This is a genomic window from Cytobacillus dafuensis (assembly GCF_007995155.1).
Classification (GTDB): Bacteria; Bacillota; Bacilli; order Bacillales; family Cytobacillaceae; genus Cytobacillus; species Cytobacillus dafuensis.
Genome location: NZ_CP042593.1, coordinates 4742319 through 4760565, shown reverse-complemented (window position 1 = coordinate 4760565; position 18247 = coordinate 4742319). Strand labels below are relative to the sequence as shown.

Annotated in this window: 16 protein-coding genes, 1 pseudogene and 1 riboswitch; of the genes and pseudogenes, 12 read left to right on the top strand and 5 right to left on the bottom strand. The window is 39.2% G+C overall.

The window, feature by feature from the left end:
* Positions 1 to 255: 255 nt before the first annotated feature.
* Positions 256 to 1428 (top strand): ParM/StbA family protein, encoded by a 1173-nt coding sequence (locus tag FSZ17_RS22545; protein WP_057772624.1) that lies wholly within the window; start codon positions 256 to 258, stop codon positions 1426 to 1428.
* A gap of 9 nt (positions 1429 to 1437) precedes the next feature.
* On the top strand, positions 1438 to 2049 hold the full coding sequence (locus FSZ17_RS22540; protein ID WP_057772626.1) for a hypothetical protein: 612 nt from the start codon (positions 1438 to 1440) through the stop codon (positions 2047 to 2049).
* A 258-nt stretch (positions 2050 to 2307) separates the two neighbouring features.
* On the opposite strand, the gene dapA is transcribed toward FSZ17_RS22540, so the two are convergent.
* On the bottom strand, positions 2308 to 3201 hold the full coding sequence (gene dapA / locus FSZ17_RS22535; protein WP_057772628.1) for a 4-hydroxy-tetrahydrodipicolinate synthase: 894 nt from the start codon (positions 3199 to 3201) through the stop codon (positions 2308 to 2310).
* Between the two features lie 127 nt (positions 3202 to 3328).
* A riboswitch (Lysine riboswitch) is annotated at positions 3329 to 3508 on the bottom strand.
* A 62-nt stretch (positions 3509 to 3570) separates the two neighbouring features.
* Positions 3571 to 3963 carry a VOC family protein gene (locus FSZ17_RS22530; protein WP_057772630.1) on the bottom strand — a complete coding sequence of 131 codons (393 nt, stop codon included), beginning with the start codon at positions 3961 to 3963 and terminating at the stop codon, positions 3571 to 3573.
* A 243-nt stretch (positions 3964 to 4206) separates the two neighbouring features.
* Between FSZ17_RS22530 and FSZ17_RS22525 the strand changes: the two genes are divergently transcribed.
* From FSZ17_RS22525 to FSZ17_RS22510, 4 genes and pseudogenes are all read left to right on the top strand, one after another.
* The gene (locus tag FSZ17_RS22525; protein WP_057772632.1) at positions 4207 to 5505 is read left to right on the top strand and encodes a phytoene desaturase family protein; all 1299 of its coding nucleotides are present in this window, start codon (positions 4207 to 4209) and stop codon (positions 5503 to 5505) included.
* Positions 5506 to 5510: 5 nt separating this feature from the next.
* Positions 5511 to 6374, top strand: coding sequence for an RNA polymerase sigma-70 factor (locus FSZ17_RS22520; RefSeq protein WP_057772633.1), 864 nt, complete (start codon positions 5511 to 5513; stop codon positions 6372 to 6374).
* Positions 6375 to 6727: 353 nt separating this feature from the next.
* A pseudogene (locus FSZ17_RS23840) lies at positions 6728 to 6898 on the top strand (MFS transporter); the annotation flags it as partial.
* A gap of 22 nt (positions 6899 to 6920) precedes the next feature.
* Complete coding sequence (locus FSZ17_RS22510; protein ID WP_057772635.1) at positions 6921 to 7910, top strand: ornithine cyclodeaminase family protein; 990 nt, start codon at positions 6921 to 6923, stop codon at positions 7908 to 7910.
* Between the two features lie 243 nt (positions 7911 to 8153).
* Here FSZ17_RS22510 and FSZ17_RS22505 read toward each other — a convergent pair whose 3' ends face one another.
* The gene (locus tag FSZ17_RS22505) at positions 8154 to 9644 is read right to left on the bottom strand and encodes a peptide MFS transporter (RefSeq protein ID WP_057772637.1); all 1491 of its coding nucleotides are present in this window, start codon (positions 9642 to 9644) and stop codon (positions 8154 to 8156) included.
* A 263-nt stretch (positions 9645 to 9907) separates the two neighbouring features.
* Here FSZ17_RS22505 and FSZ17_RS22500 point away from each other — a divergent pair, with 263 nt between their 5' ends.
* The gene (locus FSZ17_RS22500) at positions 9908 to 10393 is read left to right on the top strand and encodes a PaaI family thioesterase (protein WP_057772640.1); all 486 of its coding nucleotides are present in this window, start codon (positions 9908 to 9910) and stop codon (positions 10391 to 10393) included.
* Between the two features lie 52 nt (positions 10394 to 10445).
* Here FSZ17_RS22500 and FSZ17_RS22495 read toward each other — a convergent pair whose 3' ends face one another.
* Positions 10446 to 11864 (bottom strand): PAS domain-containing sensor histidine kinase, encoded by a 1419-nt coding sequence (locus FSZ17_RS22495; RefSeq protein WP_057772642.1) that lies wholly within the window; start codon positions 11862 to 11864, stop codon positions 10446 to 10448.
* A gap of 197 nt (positions 11865 to 12061) precedes the next feature.
* On the opposite strand from FSZ17_RS22495, the gene ybaK reads away from it, so the two are divergent.
* The 3 genes from ybaK (at position 12062) to FSZ17_RS23835 (ending at position 15028) form a co-directional block, all read left to right on the top strand.
* Positions 12062 to 12541 carry a Cys-tRNA(Pro) deacylase gene (gene ybaK, locus FSZ17_RS22490; RefSeq protein WP_057772643.1) on the top strand — a complete coding sequence of 160 codons (480 nt, stop codon included), beginning with the start codon at positions 12062 to 12064 and terminating at the stop codon, positions 12539 to 12541.
* 184 nt (positions 12542 to 12725) lie between these two features.
* The gene (locus tag FSZ17_RS22485) at positions 12726 to 13829 is read left to right on the top strand and encodes a PRK06851 family protein (protein ID WP_057772645.1); all 1104 of its coding nucleotides are present in this window, start codon (positions 12726 to 12728) and stop codon (positions 13827 to 13829) included.
* 293 nt (positions 13830 to 14122) lie between these two features.
* On the top strand, positions 14123 to 15028 hold the full coding sequence (locus FSZ17_RS23835; RefSeq protein ID WP_228460256.1) for a hypothetical protein: 906 nt from the start codon (positions 14123 to 14125) through the stop codon (positions 15026 to 15028).
* Positions 15029 to 15092: 64 nt separating this feature from the next.
* On the opposite strand, the gene FSZ17_RS22475 is transcribed toward FSZ17_RS23835, so the two are convergent.
* Positions 15093 to 16448 (bottom strand): YjiH family protein, encoded by a 1356-nt coding sequence (locus tag FSZ17_RS22475; RefSeq protein ID WP_057772648.1) that lies wholly within the window; start codon positions 16446 to 16448, stop codon positions 15093 to 15095.
* A gap of 184 nt (positions 16449 to 16632) precedes the next feature.
* Between FSZ17_RS22475 and FSZ17_RS22470 the strand changes: the two genes are divergently transcribed.
* Together FSZ17_RS22470 and FSZ17_RS22465 are read left to right on the top strand one after the other, a co-directional pair.
* Positions 16633 to 17436 (top strand): ABC transporter permease, encoded by an 804-nt coding sequence (locus tag FSZ17_RS22470; RefSeq protein WP_057772650.1) that lies wholly within the window; start codon positions 16633 to 16635, stop codon positions 17434 to 17436.
* Between the two features lie 3 nt (positions 17437 to 17439).
* Positions 17440 to 18246, top strand: coding sequence for an ABC transporter permease (locus FSZ17_RS22465; RefSeq protein WP_057772652.1), 807 nt, complete (start codon positions 17440 to 17442; stop codon positions 18244 to 18246).
* The last annotated feature ends 1 nt before the right edge of the window (position 18247 follow it).

Sequence of the window (18247 nt, the reverse complement as noted above, 5' to 3'; positions counted from 1 at the left end):
CATATGCGTTTACATGTATGCAATCACGTTTACTTCTTTTTATATCAATACGTGTACAAATTTGTCATCGATGTATACGGATTGTTTACAAAATGACTGCCAGTTTACGAGTTGTTTACAAATTTACAATTTGATTTAATTTCGGTTGGTATTATTGAAGAATGTATTCAGCCCCTTTAACCTTAATACAGAAACACACAACATACATAACTATTAATAAAAATAAATTTATTGATTGAGGAGAAGGATGTATTTATGACGAAATCCAGAATTGCAGCGATTGATGTAGGAAATGATTCAGTTAAGTCTATTTTTGGGGAATTAGAGTACGAATTAAATATTCCTAACATTGTCGCAAGGGATACAGAAGATCGTCCCGTAATCGGAATTGAAGAGCTAGATAGTAAAAATCCGCTAGATGGTATTCATATTAAGGTGCACTCACCAGCATTGAAAGAGAATAACGTGATATATCGAATCGGTATGCTAGCTACAAAAAGCAATAATGCTGCAGAACTTGATCCGGGCAGCAGTAAGTCTGAGGAAGATCAGACGTTAGTTATGCTCTTTGCCACATTGGCATTAGATGCGGTAAGGGAGGAAAATAAGGACATTTTCCAACGGACGAAAAATGTGATTGATGCCAACTATACGCTAGGAACTGGTCTTCCTCTTCGTGAAGTAAAGGAAGGCAAGGACGCGGGATATCGCTCGAAATTAATGGGCTCAGTCCATCAGGTTGAATTTCTAGTTACACCAAAGTACCAAGGACTTAAAGTGAATATTAAATTTGGCGAAGTAAAGGTGTATCCCGAAGGATTTGCGGCCTATATTAACCTTGTGATAGACAATCAACTTAAGATTATTAATAAAGATTTAATTGATAAAAGGATTATCATTCAAGATATCGGGGGCTTGTCAACAGATATCGCGGTCATTAAGAATCGAAATGTCGATGATGATAAGGCACAAGGCTTTAATCTCGGAGTATCGGAATCATTGGAAGCGATAAGAGAAGAAATCAGATCCAAGCATGGTGTTGAATTAGATAGCCGCAGAGATGTGGTAGAAATTATTACGAAGAAAAATGACCGTAATCATATTATGGTTAAAGGCAGCCGGACAAGCGTTCATGATATTACAGATCGAATCCTTCTTGATTTAGCAAAAAAACAATATCGGTTGCTGCGAAATGTATGGCAGAAAAACTCCCAAACTGAAATCTGCTATTTTGTAGGGGGAGGAGCCGCAGTTCTAAAGGAATATATTAAAACATTAAATAATAATTTAGATGGCTATAATATTGATTTTTTTGAAGATGAAAAAGAAAGTATTTGGATGATGGCCAATGCTTATTATAAGTTAATTACCGATTTTGTAAGGAAAACAGAGAAGCCGAAAGCGGTCAAAGAGCCTGTTAAGAGCTAAGGTGATTCTATGGATAAGTCTAAATCGGGAAATATTAAGAGGGGGCAAGCCATTTCTTTTCGCGTCCCTTCTGATACACCTGACCATTTATTAAAGCATCTGCAAAAGCTAAAGGAAACAGAAAGAAGAAATTTCTCAAGTAAAATTGCTGATTTTGTCCTACAAGGAGTCGGGAAATCTTATTCAAGGGAAAGGGAGACAATCACAATTCCCCTCCCACATAGATTAAATAAATCCCAGCGAGATTGGTTAAAGCATGAACATTCAGAGGCATTGCTCGGAAATATTATTTATCAGCTGTTAACTGACCCCATTCGATCTGTTTCATTACTAGCTTCATTAAATAGTAACTCTTTAGATATAAATGAAGCATTGTATCTCCAAGAAGAAACAGCAATAAAAGATCACGAAGTTGCAGCTTCCTATGTTGGCAGCCAATCAAAATTTATTGAGGAGACAGCCTCAGACCCGGATTTAGACATAGTGAATGATGATTTAGATACATTTGATTGGGATAGCGCAAAACATGCTCAGCATCCTATTGCAGATGAAGAAAATGACGAAACAGAACATGATTTAGATGACCTGCTGGGTGATTTTCTTGCTAAAATGAATAAGTAGAATAAAGTGAAACTTCCATCAGTGGGGGTTTTTCTGCATCCCACACTGATGGTTAGTTGAATCAATCGGGCCTTTACGGGCAGTTTGATCCCCCACTTACTCTTCATTGTTTTACTCGAATCATTGAAGTGGGGGTCTTACTGCCCGTTAATCTGCGATAAAAGAATATTTCTTTCAAGAATTGAACACATGATAGGGTATATTAAAAAGCCGGAGAGAATAGGTTAAGCTCTCCGGCTTTAAATTTTTTAGAATATATTAACAAGATTTTTGGTCGCTAATTAGAATCGGCTGGAGTGCTTCTTCAAGTGCACTTTTTTCTTCATTGTTTAATGCAACTAATGGCAATCGAACACCACCAGCATATATTCCCCTCATATTTAAAGCTGCTTTTACCGGTGATGGGCTAGGGGCTGCAAATAATGCTTTCATAATCGGGAGAAGGCTGCGATGGGCTGAAGCTGCACCCTCGACATCACCGTTTTTAAACAGATTGATCATGTCTTGCATTTCGTTTCCGATAATGTGTGAAGCAACAGAAACAATTCCTGCTCCGCCAATTGCTAGAACTGGTAATGTTAACCCGTCATCACCACTGTATAGCGTAAAGTCATCTGCTGTATCGCTAATGATTTTTGCCATAGCATCTAAGTCGCCGCTTGCTTCCTTTACAGCTACAATATTTTCAATCTTTGATAGTCTAACAATTGTCTCTACTGATATGTTCACTACGCTTCGGCCTGGAATATTGTAAAGCATGATAGGTAATGCTGTTGATTCGGATATCGCTTTAAAGTGCTGGAATAATCCCTCTTGAGAAGGCTTGTTATAATATGGAGCTACGAGCATAATTCCATCAACACCAGCTTCCTCTGCCTGTCTTGTTAAGCTGATTGAAGCTCTTGTATTATTTGACCCTGTTCCTGCAATAACTGGGACTCTGCCGTCTACTGCTTTGACAACAAATTTAGATAATTCAACTTTCTCTTCCACCGTTAGGGTTGGAGATTCCCCTGTCGTCCCTGCCACAACCAATCCATCTGAACCATTTTCAATTAAATAATTCACTAAAATTCGAGTAGCTTGAAAATCAATCTCCCCATTTTGATCGAATGGGGTAACCATGGCTGTTAAAACTTGGCCAAAATTCATTACTTCACACCCTTTTTAATTTTTTTTAAAATTAGAGGTGATAGGGCTGCTCGAAATGGAACGCAAAAAAGCAGCAACGAGGGACTCGCTGCTGCAGTAGAAACAATAAAATAACAATAATCGTTTCCTGTGCGATAGCCCTCCATATAGTTCCCTATATGACAGTCCTGTATTTATTCAACACAGACCCAGCTTTAAGAACATGAGATTCTAAAAAAGCTTCGGCAAATTCCCCTTTCCATAATCATCCTAGGACCTCATTATCCTCCGATTATGTACTGATGGTTTTTGCGCCTCTATCCTCACTTCAAATGATCTTGAAATAAGAAAGTATTTAATTGTATACAATATAACTGAAAATTCATTTGATTACAAGGGGAAATCCTGTATTTGCACTTCACTTAAGAGAGCGTGGGTATTGTCTTCTGAGTCCTTAAAGAAGGTCATCCACGTTTCTGTATCACCTATTTTGGCAACAACATGAGGTTCATCGATAAAGCTAACTCCCTTGTCGATAAGATCCTCATAAGCTTTTTTAATATTTTCAACTTGAAAATAAATAACAGAGCTTGAGTGAGCAAATTCCTCTTTTTCGGGCAGGCTAAGAAGCAATCTAAGCCCATTGCACTCAAAAAATGCCATACTGTCTGTATTGAAAAGAAGCGGGAGCCCAAGCTGATTTTTATAAAAACCAATGGCTTTTTCTAAATCTTTAACAGGTACTCCAATTTGTCTAACCTTTTGAATGGTGTTCGTTCCCATTGTCATCTCTCCTAAAATACTAAATTTTCTGATAGGTAGATTATACATAAACAGGGAAAATAATACGATAAAGATTAGTAGTTTTGTTTTTTTTTTAGTAGTAATAAGAAAAAGAAATAACTTTTTCGCTCTTTATATTATCTTTTCACTATGAAATATTAATACAAAGTTTTTTTTATTGGCTGTCACAAAATCCTTTCCTCATTCGTTTTGATTACAGAATAAATGTAGGAGGGATTTTTTATGTTTAAATATGATGTTGCAGTCGTGGGTGGAGGATTGGCTGGGTTGACAGCAGCTAATATATTGGTGAGGGAAGGAAAAAAGGTCGTTGTTTTGGAAAAATCGAATCATCTAGGTGGAAGGGCGATGACAAATGATAAAAATGGGGTTCTTATGAACTTGGGACCGCATGGATTGTATATGTCAGGGGATGCTACAAACATTTTAACTGAACTTGGAATATCTCTTCCAGGTGGGAATGCTACGAAAGCTATTCATATTCACGGCATTTTAAATCATGCCGTTCATGTCATTCCAACAGATTTTTCATCGATCATGTCATCAACACTTATATCGTGGAAAGCTAAATTTATGTTCGGCAAATTAATGTTAAAGATTATGAAATTAAATATTTATTCCATTCCGGAAGTTAGCCTTAAGGAGTGGGCAGATTCTGAAATATCCGATCCGATGGTGAGGCATATATTTTATTCGATTTGTCGTTTGACTTCCTATACGAATGCCTCGACTTTACAGCTTGCAAAGCCAGTATTGAAGCAGGTGAAGCGCTCATTAAATGCGGGTGTCTTATATGTTGATGGAGGTTGGGAAACGATTGTCCAAAAACTTAAGAAGCAGGCAGAAGCGTGGGGGGCTGAAATATTAACGAACAAAAATGTAACAAATATTGATCATCATGAGCAATATCAAATCATACAATGCTCAGATGGTACGGTCATTCACGTTCCTGATTGTATCGTTGCAGCCCCTCCAAAAGAGACAATGAATATGATCAATGGTGCAGAACATACTTCGTTACGTCTATGGAATAAACAAGCAATTCCTGTTACGGCATGCTGTTTAGATATAGGGATTAAAAAGTTACCTAACCCACAACATCAATTTGCGATAGGACTCGACCAAGCTTTGTTTTTCACAAACCAATCAAGGGCTGCAAAGTTAAGTGAGGACGGAACATTGGTTGTAAGTTTAGCAAAATACCATAATCCAATGGAAGAAATTAACGTAAACGCAGATAAGCAACAATTAGAATCAGTAATGGATTTGCTTCATCCCGGATGGCGAAAAGAAGTCGTAGTGCAACAATTTTTACCGAAACTAACGGTATCGCATGATTTTCCACATGTAAAACGAAAAGAAAATCCGGGTCCAAGCATACCAGAAATGAAAGGAATCTTTATAGCAGGAGATTGGGCAGGACATGAAGAAGTATTAGCTGATGCTGCAGTTGCGAGTGGGAAGCGTGCAGCGCGAGAAATTTTAAAAGCAAACGAAATGATTTTAGCAAAGGAAGGTTAATCGTTTTGGAGACTGAAAAATTGTATCAGACGTATAAACCTTTGTTATTTTCGATCGCCTACCGAATGACGGGAAGTGTTGCGGATGCAGAAGATCTTGTACAAGAGGCGTTCCTAACGTATAACCGTGTTAGCAGCGAAAAAGTCATTGAAAACAAGAAAGCGTATTTATGTAAGATCGTGATGAATAGCTCTATAGACAAATTGCGATCAGTTGCTAGTAAGTGCGAGGTTTATGTTGGAGAGTGGCTGCCAGAACCATTGGTAGATGCAGAAAATGACCCTTTTCATACTTATTTGATGAAGGAATCTATCTCGACCGCTTATCTCTTGCTTTTGCAGCAGTTATCTGAAGATGAACGAGCTGTCTTCCTATTACGAGAAGTTTTTCAGTATAGCTATGAAGAAATTGCAGTTATTATTGAAAAATCATCTACCAATTGCAGGCAGATTTTTCACAGAGCCAAAAAAAGCATGGAGAACCGCCCGAAAGCTTCTACATTGGATTTCCAATCGATGAGAAGCAGCGTAGAACAATTTACGATGGCGCTACAAAAAGGGAATATTCATAAAATGTTGGAGTTAATGAAGACAGATTCTGTATTTATTTCTGACGGAGGTGGCAAAGTAAAAGCTGCGCTAAATCCAATCTATACATCAGAGCGAATTGTCTTTTTGTTTACAAGCATTATGAAAAAGCTACCTGAAAACTCAAGAATGGAATTCGAAGTTGTAAATGGATATCCAGGCGTTGTCGTATCAATTAATGGCTATGTCGCTTATGTCATCTCGATGGAGTTCCAAGATGATAAAATTTGGCGTATTTATATGGTGGCCAATCCGGATAAATTGGAACACTTGCAAAAATAAAAATGGCAGTCAATAATTTTTACCTTTTAAACCATATTATTTTCTGAGGTGAAAATAATTAGAATCTTCAGACAAAAGAGGGCAACAATGATTAAAGCATTGATAGACTAAGGTTTTCTTTTTAAGAGTTAAGATAAATGCGGTTTCCTGACGCTACCTTAGCATAAAGAAATTATCATGAAAATGGCTTACGAAACATATGGTGAAAAATAGATTGTTAATAAGACAGGGAATTTCCTTTTTAGGAGATTCCTTTTTCATTTTGATCAATATGCTAAAATATTTAAATAATCAGATTTTAGTATTGTAAAGTAGTAGAGCAACCGTTATGATGTAATAAAGAAAATGGGGGAGCAACAGCACTGCTTGCTTATGAAAATTCTTATGTACCGGTTGCGCTTTATATCATATTAGCTTCAGCTATTTCCCTTATTGCAGTAGCAGCTGTTCGTGATCGCAAGAATGAGGAATTAGACTCGGAAGCTACTAATATTAGTGGAATCGCCCTTGAAGCGGTTCTTTAATCTAGAAGGAAGGTAACGCGCTATGCTTATATTATCAGAAAAACAGATTCGCTCTTTATATAAGATGAAGGATGCGATTCATGATTTAGAACAGGCATTATCTAACTACATGGAGGGGAAAATTCTTAATCCGCACAGAACTGTACTTGAGTTCCCTGAAAAAAGCGCATCTGCACTTTATATGCCAAGTGCAATGGAACCAATTGGGAAAACAGCGGTAAAGGTAGTGACCATTTTTCCACATAATCCATCTTTAGGAAAGAAAACAACACAAGGGATGATTGTCTTGAGTGACACTAATAATGGAGATCACCTTGCTTGTATGAATGCATCTTATTTAACTAGGCTGCGCACTGGAGCAGCAAGTGGTATTGCAACGAAATACCTTGCGAAGGAGACGGCCTCAACAGTAGCTGTGATCGGCTGCGGGGCAATGGCAGAGGAGCAGCTTCAGGCGGTGCTTGAGGTTCGAGACATTAAGACGATCATGTTATTTAACAGGACAAAAGACAAGGCCCATTCCTTTGCTGAAAGAATTGCCGATTTCAGTCCAGAGTATGAAGGTGAAATCATCATCATGGATGAAGCGGATGAGGCAGTGTCTAGAGCTGAAATTGTCATCTGCAGCACCCGTTCCGAAACCCCTGTTTTTTCAGGGAAGGCATTGCAGCCGGGAACACATATTAACGGAGTAGGCTCCTATCTCCCTCATATGCAGGAAGTAGATGTCGAAACGCTTTTGAAATGCTCAAAAATTGTTGCCGATACAATAGAAGGAGTGAAGGATGAAGCGGGTGACTTCATTATTCCTGCAAAGGCCGGGGAGTGGAGCTTTTCTGCCTTGCATGGTGAGCTTGGGGAATTGATAACCGGACAAATTTCGAGCAGAGAAACAGAAGATGAGATCACATTTTTTAAATCAGTAGGTATTGCTTATTTCGACCTTGCCGTTGCCGCTGCTGCCTACGAAAAAGCTATTCAAGCAGGTGTAGGGACTGAAGTGGACATTTAATAGAATAAGGAGCAAAAAAAGATAAAGTTTTTCTTTTTATGCTCTTTTGTTGTTGATTGGAGCGGAAGGCGCGCGACTCCTGCGGGAGAAGCGAGTCAAAGGGAGACCCTGGAGGAGCGATAGTGACGAGGAGGCTTCCGGACCGCCCGCGGAAAGCGAGTGCCTAAGCGGAAATCAACAGGGAAGTTTAACATAGTAGAAAATAGAAAAGGACAGGGGATGCCTGTCCTTTTTAAAGTAATATTATTGAACGCCCTTCATATAGCTTTGAATTTTTGGAGCTAATACGAAAAGGATGATGGAGAGCACAATAGACGCTCCGCCAATGATTCCAAAGTACATTATTTCTGTTTCAGGCGTATAGAATTTAACAAGTTGTGCATTGATAGCCTGTGCAGCAGCGTTTGATAAGAACCATAAGCTCATAGTCTGCGCTGAGAATGCTGCAGGTGCTAGTTTAGTTGTAGCTGATAATCCAACAGGGGACAAGCATAATTCACCTAGAACAACAATGAAATAGCTAAGAACAAGCCATAGTGGACTTACTAATGCATCAGCACCGCCGAAGTATGCTGGTAAAAGAATGACTAGGAATGATAAACCAGCAAACAATAGACCTAATGAAAACTTTTGTGGAACAGATGGCTGGCGTTTCCCTAATTTCACCCATAACCATGCAAACATAGGTGCAAAAATGATAATAAATAATGGGTTTAGTGATTGGAACCAAGCAGGTGAAATTTCAATGCCTGCAAATTCTAATTGTGTACGTGTATCCGCATAGCTGGCAAGGATGGTTGCACCTTGCTCTTGAATCGCCCAGAACATAACTGCTGCAATGAACAGAGGGATATAAGCGATAATTCTTGAACGCTCCACAGCTGTTGTTTTAGGACTGCGGTACATGACAATAAAATAAGTAGTCGGGATTAATATACCTAGAATTCCGACAAGAGCAATAAAGCTATCAAATGTTAGATAACCAGTAGGAATGGCAATACCAATGAGGATAGCAAGAACAACTACAGCTGCTCCAAATATTGTATATACTTTTTTCTTCTCAGCAGGTGACAGTGGATTGTGGACAATTGTTCCGGCAAGGCCGAGGTTTTTTTTCTTTGTAAAAACAAAAATTAAAAGTCCAAAAAACATTCCGACTGCAGCAATACCAAAGCCTAAGTGGAAGCTATAATCCATCACACTTCCGACAATTAACGGAGAGAGGAATCCTCCAAGATTAATTCCCATGTAGAAAATACTGAATCCAGCATCGCGTCTGTTATCTTCTTCGCTATATATTTCACCAACAACACTTGAAACATTTGGTTTCAATAATCCCGTACCAAGCACAATCAATACCATAGAAATAAAGAATAGTGTGACATTTCCGGGAATAGCTAAGCAAAGATGACCAAGCATGATTAAGATTCCGCCATAAAATACGGCTTTCGATGTTCCGAAAATCCGGTCAGCAAACCAGCCGCCAATGATTCCAGACATGTATACCAATGATCCATAGATGGACATTATTGAAAGGGCAGTAGTGTGATCAAGCCCTAAACCGCCTTTAGAGACTTCATAGTACATATAGAAAACAAGGATTGCCCTCATTCCATAATAAGAGAATCGTTCCCAGAACTCTGTGAAGAATAATGTGAATAGGCCTTTAGGATGACCGAAGAAGCCTTTTTGGGGAACGCTTTCAACAATTTTTTGTTTATCAAAGTTTGCCATGAAAAAACCTCCTTATGTTATACTATAATACTTTTGATTGTTTTTAATTGTCAAAAACAAAATTTGCAAAAAAATAAATAATCCTGCATAAACATTGATAATACTAGTTATTTTGTAAATAATCAATTAAAAATAAGTTTTTTTAAAATAATAAATTTATTTAGATAAAAAAGAATTTTTTCATAAAATGGCCATTCTGAAATACCTGAAGGTTTCCTGCCATTGTTCAAATGATATATAATACCTAAAAAGGGGGAGAGGAAATGGAAGGGAAAATCCAGAATGCAGTTCAAGATTATTATCCAGATGATTTTGCATGGTGCTATGGGTGTGGGCGCCAAAATGAGAGTGGTCATCATTTCAGAACAGTATGGCTTGGGGAGCAGACGGTAACCATTTATACACCGAAACAGGAGCATACTGCAATTCCGGGTTTTGTCTACGGCGGCTTAATTGCCTCGCTAATTGATTGTCATGGGACTGGATCAGCAGCATTAGCCTTGCACCGTAAAAATGGTCATGAGATTGGGGATGGGACAGAGCCAGCGCGGTTTGTGACAGCTTCATTAAAAGTAGACTTCGTTAAACCAACCCCACTCGGTGTGCCGTTAAAAGCGGTTGGAACGGTTCAAGAAATTCATCCGAAAAAGTGGAAAGTAGACGTTGAGGTATTTGTGAACGACGACGTTTGCGCACGTGGTGAGGTTGTTGCAGTCGTGATGCCAAGTACATTTGTGAAAAAGGATTAATAAGCTACATAATTGGAAAAAAGCAGGTTAATCCCTGCTTTTCTTATGAACATTATGAAGTTGGGAAATGGATTTCGATGCGAGTTCCGCTAGGAGAACTCTCAATTTTAATCTTCCCTTTATGCTCTTCAATAATATTTTTACAAATCATTAACCCTAAGCCAGTCCCTTTTTCCTTTGTTGTAAAAAAAGGTTCGCCTATGCGATTTAATAAATGCTCTGGAATACCTGAACCTTGATCCACAATTCGAATTAGAATGGACGTGGGAGACTGCTTGAGCACATCAATATGGATCATGCCGCCCCGAGGCATCGCTTCAATTGAATTCTTTAGGAAATTTATAAATACTTGCTTTAATTGGTTTTCATCACATTTAATAAGTGGGATGCTAGGTTCAATATTTTTAATGATTTGGATATTATTCAAATTTGTTTGGGATTCCAATAATGTAAGGACATGATTTAAAATTACTTCTATGTTTTTGAATTCAAATTTCGCTTCTTGCGGTTTGGCAAGTAATAATAATTCATTCAGAATGACTTCAATTCGATTAATTTCAGAGCCAATCACATCGAAGTACAGTTTATTTTCCGTTACGTCCTTCTCCATCATTTGAAAAAAGCCTTTGATGGCAGTTAAAGGATTTCTAACTTCATGTGCTATCCCAGCAGCTAATTGCCCTGCAATCGTCAGCTTTTCTGAATTGATCATAAGCTCCTGTGCTTTCTTACTCGCACTAATATCTCTAATGTTTACATGTACAGCAGGCTCATCCCGGAAAGTGGTTGGAATTGCTTTTAGTTCAACAGTGATAATCTTTCCATCCATACGTATAAACCTTTTTTCTAAAGGACCTACCGATTCTCTGCAAAAATCTCTTTTTTTATACGCCTTGTGATCCTTCTTATGTATGAAATCAAAAATGGTTCTTCCGATAATGTCCTTTTTACTGCTCAGACCAAGAAGTTCAACCCCTGTCTTATTAATAAAAACACATCTTTCTTCTTTTAGTATAATAACTCCATCTGGGGATTCTTCAACTAAACGATGATACCTTTCCTCACTTTCTCGCAGCTTTGCCACAGTACGTAACTGAACCGAAATATCTTGGATTTGACTTATATAGAAACGAGGTTGATCATTCTCATCCCTTACTAACGAAACATTCATAATTGCCCAGATTTCATGGTTGTCTTTATGGATATAACGTCTTTCCATTTGATATGATTTTCTTTTTCCTTCTGTCAATTCTTGAATAATAAGTTTATCAATAGCTAAATCGTCGGGATGCAAAAGATCTTTCATCGATAAATGCAGTACCTCTTCCGCTGTATAGCCGAAACTAGTACATAGAGACTGATTTACTTTTAATAGTTTTCCATCAAGTGATATTATCGCCATTCCGATTCCGGCGTTTTCAAAAGCATGGATGAATAATTGTGGATTCTCTACATTAATCTTATCCAACATTCAAATTTACCTCTCATCAATGTGATCGTGAATACTTATTATGCCTACTGATTAAATGTGAAAAAGTATGAAGATCCTTAGCTATATAATAGCATTTTTCAACTAATTATTGACAGAAAAAACAAAAAAATCTATTAGCGTGCGAAATCTAAAAAAAGAAATGATAAAATAGAGGAAAAAATTTGTAAGGTGATAATATGGCTCAAGGGAAAACAAATGCAATGCGTATTCTTGACGCAAAAAAAGTAAAATACGAATTGATGACTTATGATAATAAAGATGGGAAAATTGATGGCGTTTCAGTCGCGCAAAAAATCAATAAAGATCCAAAGGCGGTTTTTAAAACACTTGTTGCTCATGGAACGAGCAAGCAATTATTTGTATTCATCATTCCGGTCGAAGAAGAACTCGATTTAAAGAAGGCTGCAAAAGCGGCAGGCGAAAAGAAGATTGAAATGATTCCGGTCAAGGACATCCAAAAGCATACGGGTTATATCCGCGGCGGCTGCTCACCAATCGGCATGAAAAAGCAATATCCAAGTTTTATTGCTACACAAGCCTCTGAGCTTGGGGAAATAATTGTCAGCGGCGGTAAAATAGGTGTTCAAATTGAAATAGCTACTGAAGATCTGATTCAAGTCATACAAGCTAAATTAGAAGATATTTGTAAAGATTAGTAAGAAGATGGGGGTGCAAAATCGAAAAGATTTCTGCACTTCTTTTTTTTTTGAAAACGAAAGGACAATGCATGAGCAATGGAAGTAGTGAGCCGTTAAGATAGGCTTTCACCCATCAATGCTTTTTTGCATATGGTAAAGATGAATACAAATTAGGCAATTGAACGGGAAGGGACGTGTAATAGTGGCTGGAAAAATATTAAATTACTATGGCGGAGGAAATACAGCACGTGGTTTTTACAGCTTATTCGAGTCAAACCTGCAAGGGCTCGAACGGTTATTCATTTTAAAGGGCGGTCCTGGAACGGGAAAATCATCGCTAATGAAGTCAATCGGTTCAGAATGGGCAGATAAAGGGTACGATCTTGAGTACATTCATTGTTCTTCAGATAATAACTCAATAGACGGGGTAATCATCCCTGCGCTCAAGGTAGGGATTGTAGATGGAACAGCTCCTCATGTCATTGAACCGAAGGCACCTGGAGCGATTGAGGAATATGTCAATCTTGGAGAAGCTTGGGATTCAAAAGCGCTAGCAGTGAGAAAAGAAGAAATTGAGAATCTTACCGAGCAGGTCAGTCAATCCTTTGAAACTGCTTATAATAAATTGAGTGAAGCACTAAAAATACATGACAAATGGGAAAACATATACTTTGACAATATGGATTTTGCAAAAGCCGATCAGCTGACGAACCAGCTCATTCAATCTTTTTTCGGTAATATGTGTTTAAATAAGCAATCGAATGTGAAGCACCGTTTTTTAGGAGCAGCAACACCAAAGGGTGCAGTGGACTTTGTTCCGAATCTTACAGAGGGGCTTCCGAAACGGTATTTTATTAAAGGCCGTGCGGGCACTGGGAAATCTACTTTGCTAAAGAAAATAGCTGCAGAGGCGGAGAAACGAGGCTTTGATATTGAAATTTATCATTGTGGATTTGATCCTCATAGTCTGGATATGCTGATTCTTCGTGAGCTTGGTTTTGCGATCTTTGATAGCACGAGCCCTCATGAATATTTTCCAGACCGAGCAGGAGATGAAATTATTGATATGTATGAAATTCTAGTCACGCCTGGTACAGATGAAATTTTTGCTGAACAAATAAAGGAAGTTAGCCAGCAATATAAAGGAAAAATGAAAGAATCTATCTCTCATTTAGCTCATGCTAAAACGCTGCGGGATGAATTAGAAGATATATATATTCATGCAATGGATTTTGCGATCGTTGATAGTTTGAGAAATAGCATTCGCTCGGAAATTTTACAAAAGGCTGCTGAAGGATCTAAGTGATTAGACATGTTCTTGGCTAAAGGTATGTTTAAGTTTATCGCAGATTAACGGGCAGTAAGACCCCCACTTCAAGGATTCGTGTATGCAAAGAAGAGTAAGTGGGGGATCAACTGCCCGTAAAGGCCCGATTGGTTCAACTAACCATCAGTGGGGGATGAAGATAACCCCCCACTGATGGAAGTTTCACTTTATTCACGTCTTAAAGTGAAATATCCATTAGGTTTCTGTCAAACACCATTGTAGGCGATTTGCATACATTAAAAGGAAGGCATAAAGAGAGGAGGTAAAGACCTATGGATTTTAGAAACTATCCTTATTCATTTCCTTATGATGAAGAAGTGTCTATATCTGATGAAAGAATGTTTCCAGGAGGAATGCCAGGCGGGATGCCAGGAGGAATGCCAGGAGGAATGCCAGGGGGAATGCCAGGAGGAATGCCAGGAGGAATGCCAGGCGGGATGCCAGGAGGAATGCCAGGCGGGATGCCAGGCGGGATGCCAGGAGGAATGCCGGGCGGGATGCCAGGAGGAATGCCGGGCGGGATGCCAGGAGGAATGCCAGGCGGGATGCCAGGAGGAATGCCAGGCGGGATGCCAGGAGGAATGCCAGGAGGGATGACAGGGGGAATGCCAGGAGGAATGCCAGGGGGAATGCCAGGAGGGATGCCAGGCGGGATGCCAGGAGGAATGCCAGGCGGGATGCCAGGAGGAATGCCGGGCGGGATGCCAGGAGGAATGCCAGGGGGAATGCCAGGAGGAATGCCAGGCGGGATGCCAGGAGGAATGCCAGGGGGAATGCCAGGAGGGATGCCAGGAGGAATGCCAGGCGGGATGCCAGGAGGAATGCCAGGGGGAATGCCAGGAGGGATGCCAGGGGGAATGCCAGGCGGGATGCCAGGAGGAATGCCAGTTGGCAACCCAGGTGGAGTCCCAACTGGACAGCAAGGAGGACCGCCAAGCATGCCTCCCCCAACCTTCACACCACAAATGCAGCAGGTTACTCCTTTTGCTGTAGATCCAGGTGCTATACGTGGCTGTTTGTTCCGATTTACTTATATTTGGCTGGTAAGTGGCCGCAACTTCTGGTTTTATCCAACATTTGTTGGAAGAAACTCTGTTGCTGGGTGGCGCTGGAGAAGGAATCGATGGGTATACTACGGAACAGACCTGCGCAACATCAGTTCCTTCCGATGCTTCTAGTTATTTTCGGTGTCAGACATCATATAGCGAAAAGACGGGATCTCATGAGCCCGTCTTTTCCAGTTTAGAATATAATATGTGCCGCTAAAACAATCACGGGCAATGTAATAAGGGTTCTTTCTAAAAAGATAATGAATAGATCCTTTAGTGAAACAGGGATTTTTGACCCAAGTAAAAGGCCACCGACCTCTGACATGTAAATTAATTGCGTCACCGATACACTTGCAATAACAAAGCGAGTCATATCGCTTTCAATGGATGCACCGATAACAGACGGAAGAAACATATCAGCAAACCCAACTACTAATGTTTCAGAAGCAGCTTTTGCTTCGGGAACTTGCATAATTTCGAGCAACGGAATGAATGGCAACCCTAAAACTTGGAAAACAGGTGTGTATTCAGCAATCACTAATGCAACTGTACCTAGTGCCATTACAATCGGCGCTACACCCATCCACATATCCAAAATATTCTTTGCACCTTGTTGAAAAAAGTTTTTCACACTTTGATTTGCTTTTGCTTTGTCTACAGCTTGGAAAAGCCCCCAGCTTAATGAAGTATACCCTTTTGGAACCGACTCATCCAGCTCCTTCGTATGATCACGATAATACGTATCCGGCTTTCTTGATAGCGGCGGAATTCTTGGGCAGATAATCGCTGCTACCAATCCAGCAATCGTAACCGTCGCATAGAAAGGGACAAATAAATGTTCTAAATGCACCTGTGAAATCACGACTAAGCTAAACGTTATCGAGACGACAGAAAAGGTTGTCCCAATTATCGCTGCTTCCTTCTTCGTGTAAAACCCATCCTCATACTGCTTGCTTGTTAACAAAACACCAATCGTTCCGTCACCAAGCCAAGAGGCAGCACAGTCAACAGAAGATCTTCCTGGAAGCTTAAAAATCGGCCGCATAATTTTTGTAAACAAAGTGCCAAAGAATTCTAATAGCCCAAAATCTAAAAGCAATGGCAAGAATAAACCGGCAAATAAAAAGACAGAAAAGAGAATGGGAAGCAGATTATTTAATAATAATCCTCCCGTATTTTCTGACCAAATAGCTTCGGGTCCAATCTGAAAAAAGGTCATGACCGCAAAAATACCGCCTAATATTCTAGCAAAAACCCAAACTTTTGGGACATTAAATAAATTATTAAAAAAGTGGTTATTGACAATCAAAGCAGGCTGGAAAAACTTTGTTACTAAAGTACCTATTAATGTTAATAAAATAATAAAAACCATAATCCCTGAGAGGTAAGATGCGAGAACCTCTTGAATCCACCCTGAGAAAATGGCAATGGGAATCGTAATGTCTCCCTGATATTTAATCGGAACCATAAATAAGGTAATCCCTATAAGGGAAGGAATAAGAAATTTTAATATATCTTGCAATGAATATGTTCTTGCTAATTTGTTCAAATCTATCACCTATGTTGTTATATTTATAAGCCAAAAGTAATTTTAATGCATAATTGGATAAATGCCAACTATTTTATTCTATCTTCCACTGCTTTCCTCTTTATTTTATCCATTCATACCTCATTAACCCATTTTATGTTAAAATAACGAATAGTCAGAAAAATTAAAAAGCAGGTGTGATTAAATGCTTCAATTTCGTATGTACTGTATGTTTACAAGGAAAGCTTTCCTGCGCTCGGCTGTTTATCGATTCGATGTTTGGTCGAGACTTGGGTCTAATCTCATCTTCCTGCTTATGTGGGGATCTATTTGGACCGCTCTTTATGCTGGAAGGGAAGAAGCAGGCGGCGTCAGCTTTGAATCCATGCTTACCTACATAGTCATTAGCCAATTTTTATCAGGGATTAATGGCGCGGGCACTCCTCTTTGGGAGATTCAAGAGAAGGTGAGAACAGGAGATATTGCTCTTGAGCTAATGAGGCCCTTCAATGTTCCCCTGCGCTATTTATTTGCGGATTTTGGCAGTGTAGCATTTTATATCATCACTGCTCTTTTACCGCTCTATATTGTTTTATTTATTTTTATGGATTTAATGGTGCCTACAAGCTGGCTGACTTGGGTTTATTTTATCGCAGCAGCCTTTATTGGATTTTTAATTCGATATTGCATCGAAATGGCATTTGGACTGTTATCCTTCTTTTTAGTCGAAACAGGTGGGATTGTGGATATATTCTATTTTGCGATGTCACTGCTGTCTGGCTCTGTAATTCCACTTTGGTTCTTTCCTGATTGGCTGGAAAAAATCGCAGTCTACCTGCCATTTCAAGGAATCTATTACATACCAAATGCTATTTTCATTGGTGAAATTTCCAGCGGGGAAATCCTTTTCTCGATTGGCATACAGCTTTTTTGGGTCATCGTATGTTTTTTCCTCTTGAGATTTGTCTGGAATCGCGCCTCACATAAAGTCATCGTTCAAGGGGGATAGAATATGCCTATTCTAAAATATGTGGATCTCTATTTTAAGCTTGTTTCAGCAGGTATTAGAGCACAGTTTCAATACCGCTTTGCTTTTTTCATGCGAATTATCGGTTTGATTACGGCATATTCAGGTACGGCAATTACAATGTGGGTCATGCTATACCGGTTTCAGGAGCTCGGTTCATGGAGCTTTTTCGAGATGCTTTTCCTATTTGCCATAGCTATATTATCATGGGGTTTTTGTATTATCTTATTCTTCCATTTTCGCAGTTTAGATACGTACATCATCAATGGAACCTTTGACCGGTTTTTAGTCAGGCCGATTAATCCGTTTTTCCATTTTATGGCGATGAAGTTTGATGTCGCTTCTTTCGGTCAGTTTATTTTTAGTATTTTAATATTTATTTGGGTCAGCATTGAACTAAATATCGGCTGGACAATTGGGAAAACCTTATTTTTATTAGCGTCTATTATTGGAGGAATTCTCATTCAAGGAGGAATGCTCGTCATCATTTCGGCGCTTGCGTTCTGGACGACGAAATCAGAGCAGTTTTATTGGGTAGCGATGTACCCGGCAAGGAATTTAACGAACTATCCTTTAGTGATTTATCCAAAGATTGTTCAATGGTTTACAGCCTTTGTCGTTCCATTTGGATTCGTGAATTATTTTCCTGCTGCCGTTATTTTAGAAAAAGAAACACCGTTCTTTCCTGCCTATATCGGATATTTTTCCCCATTGGTAGGGTTGGTGTTCTTTATGATTGCCTACTGGATCTGGATGCTCGGATTAAGCCGGTATAAAAGCACAGGTTCATAGA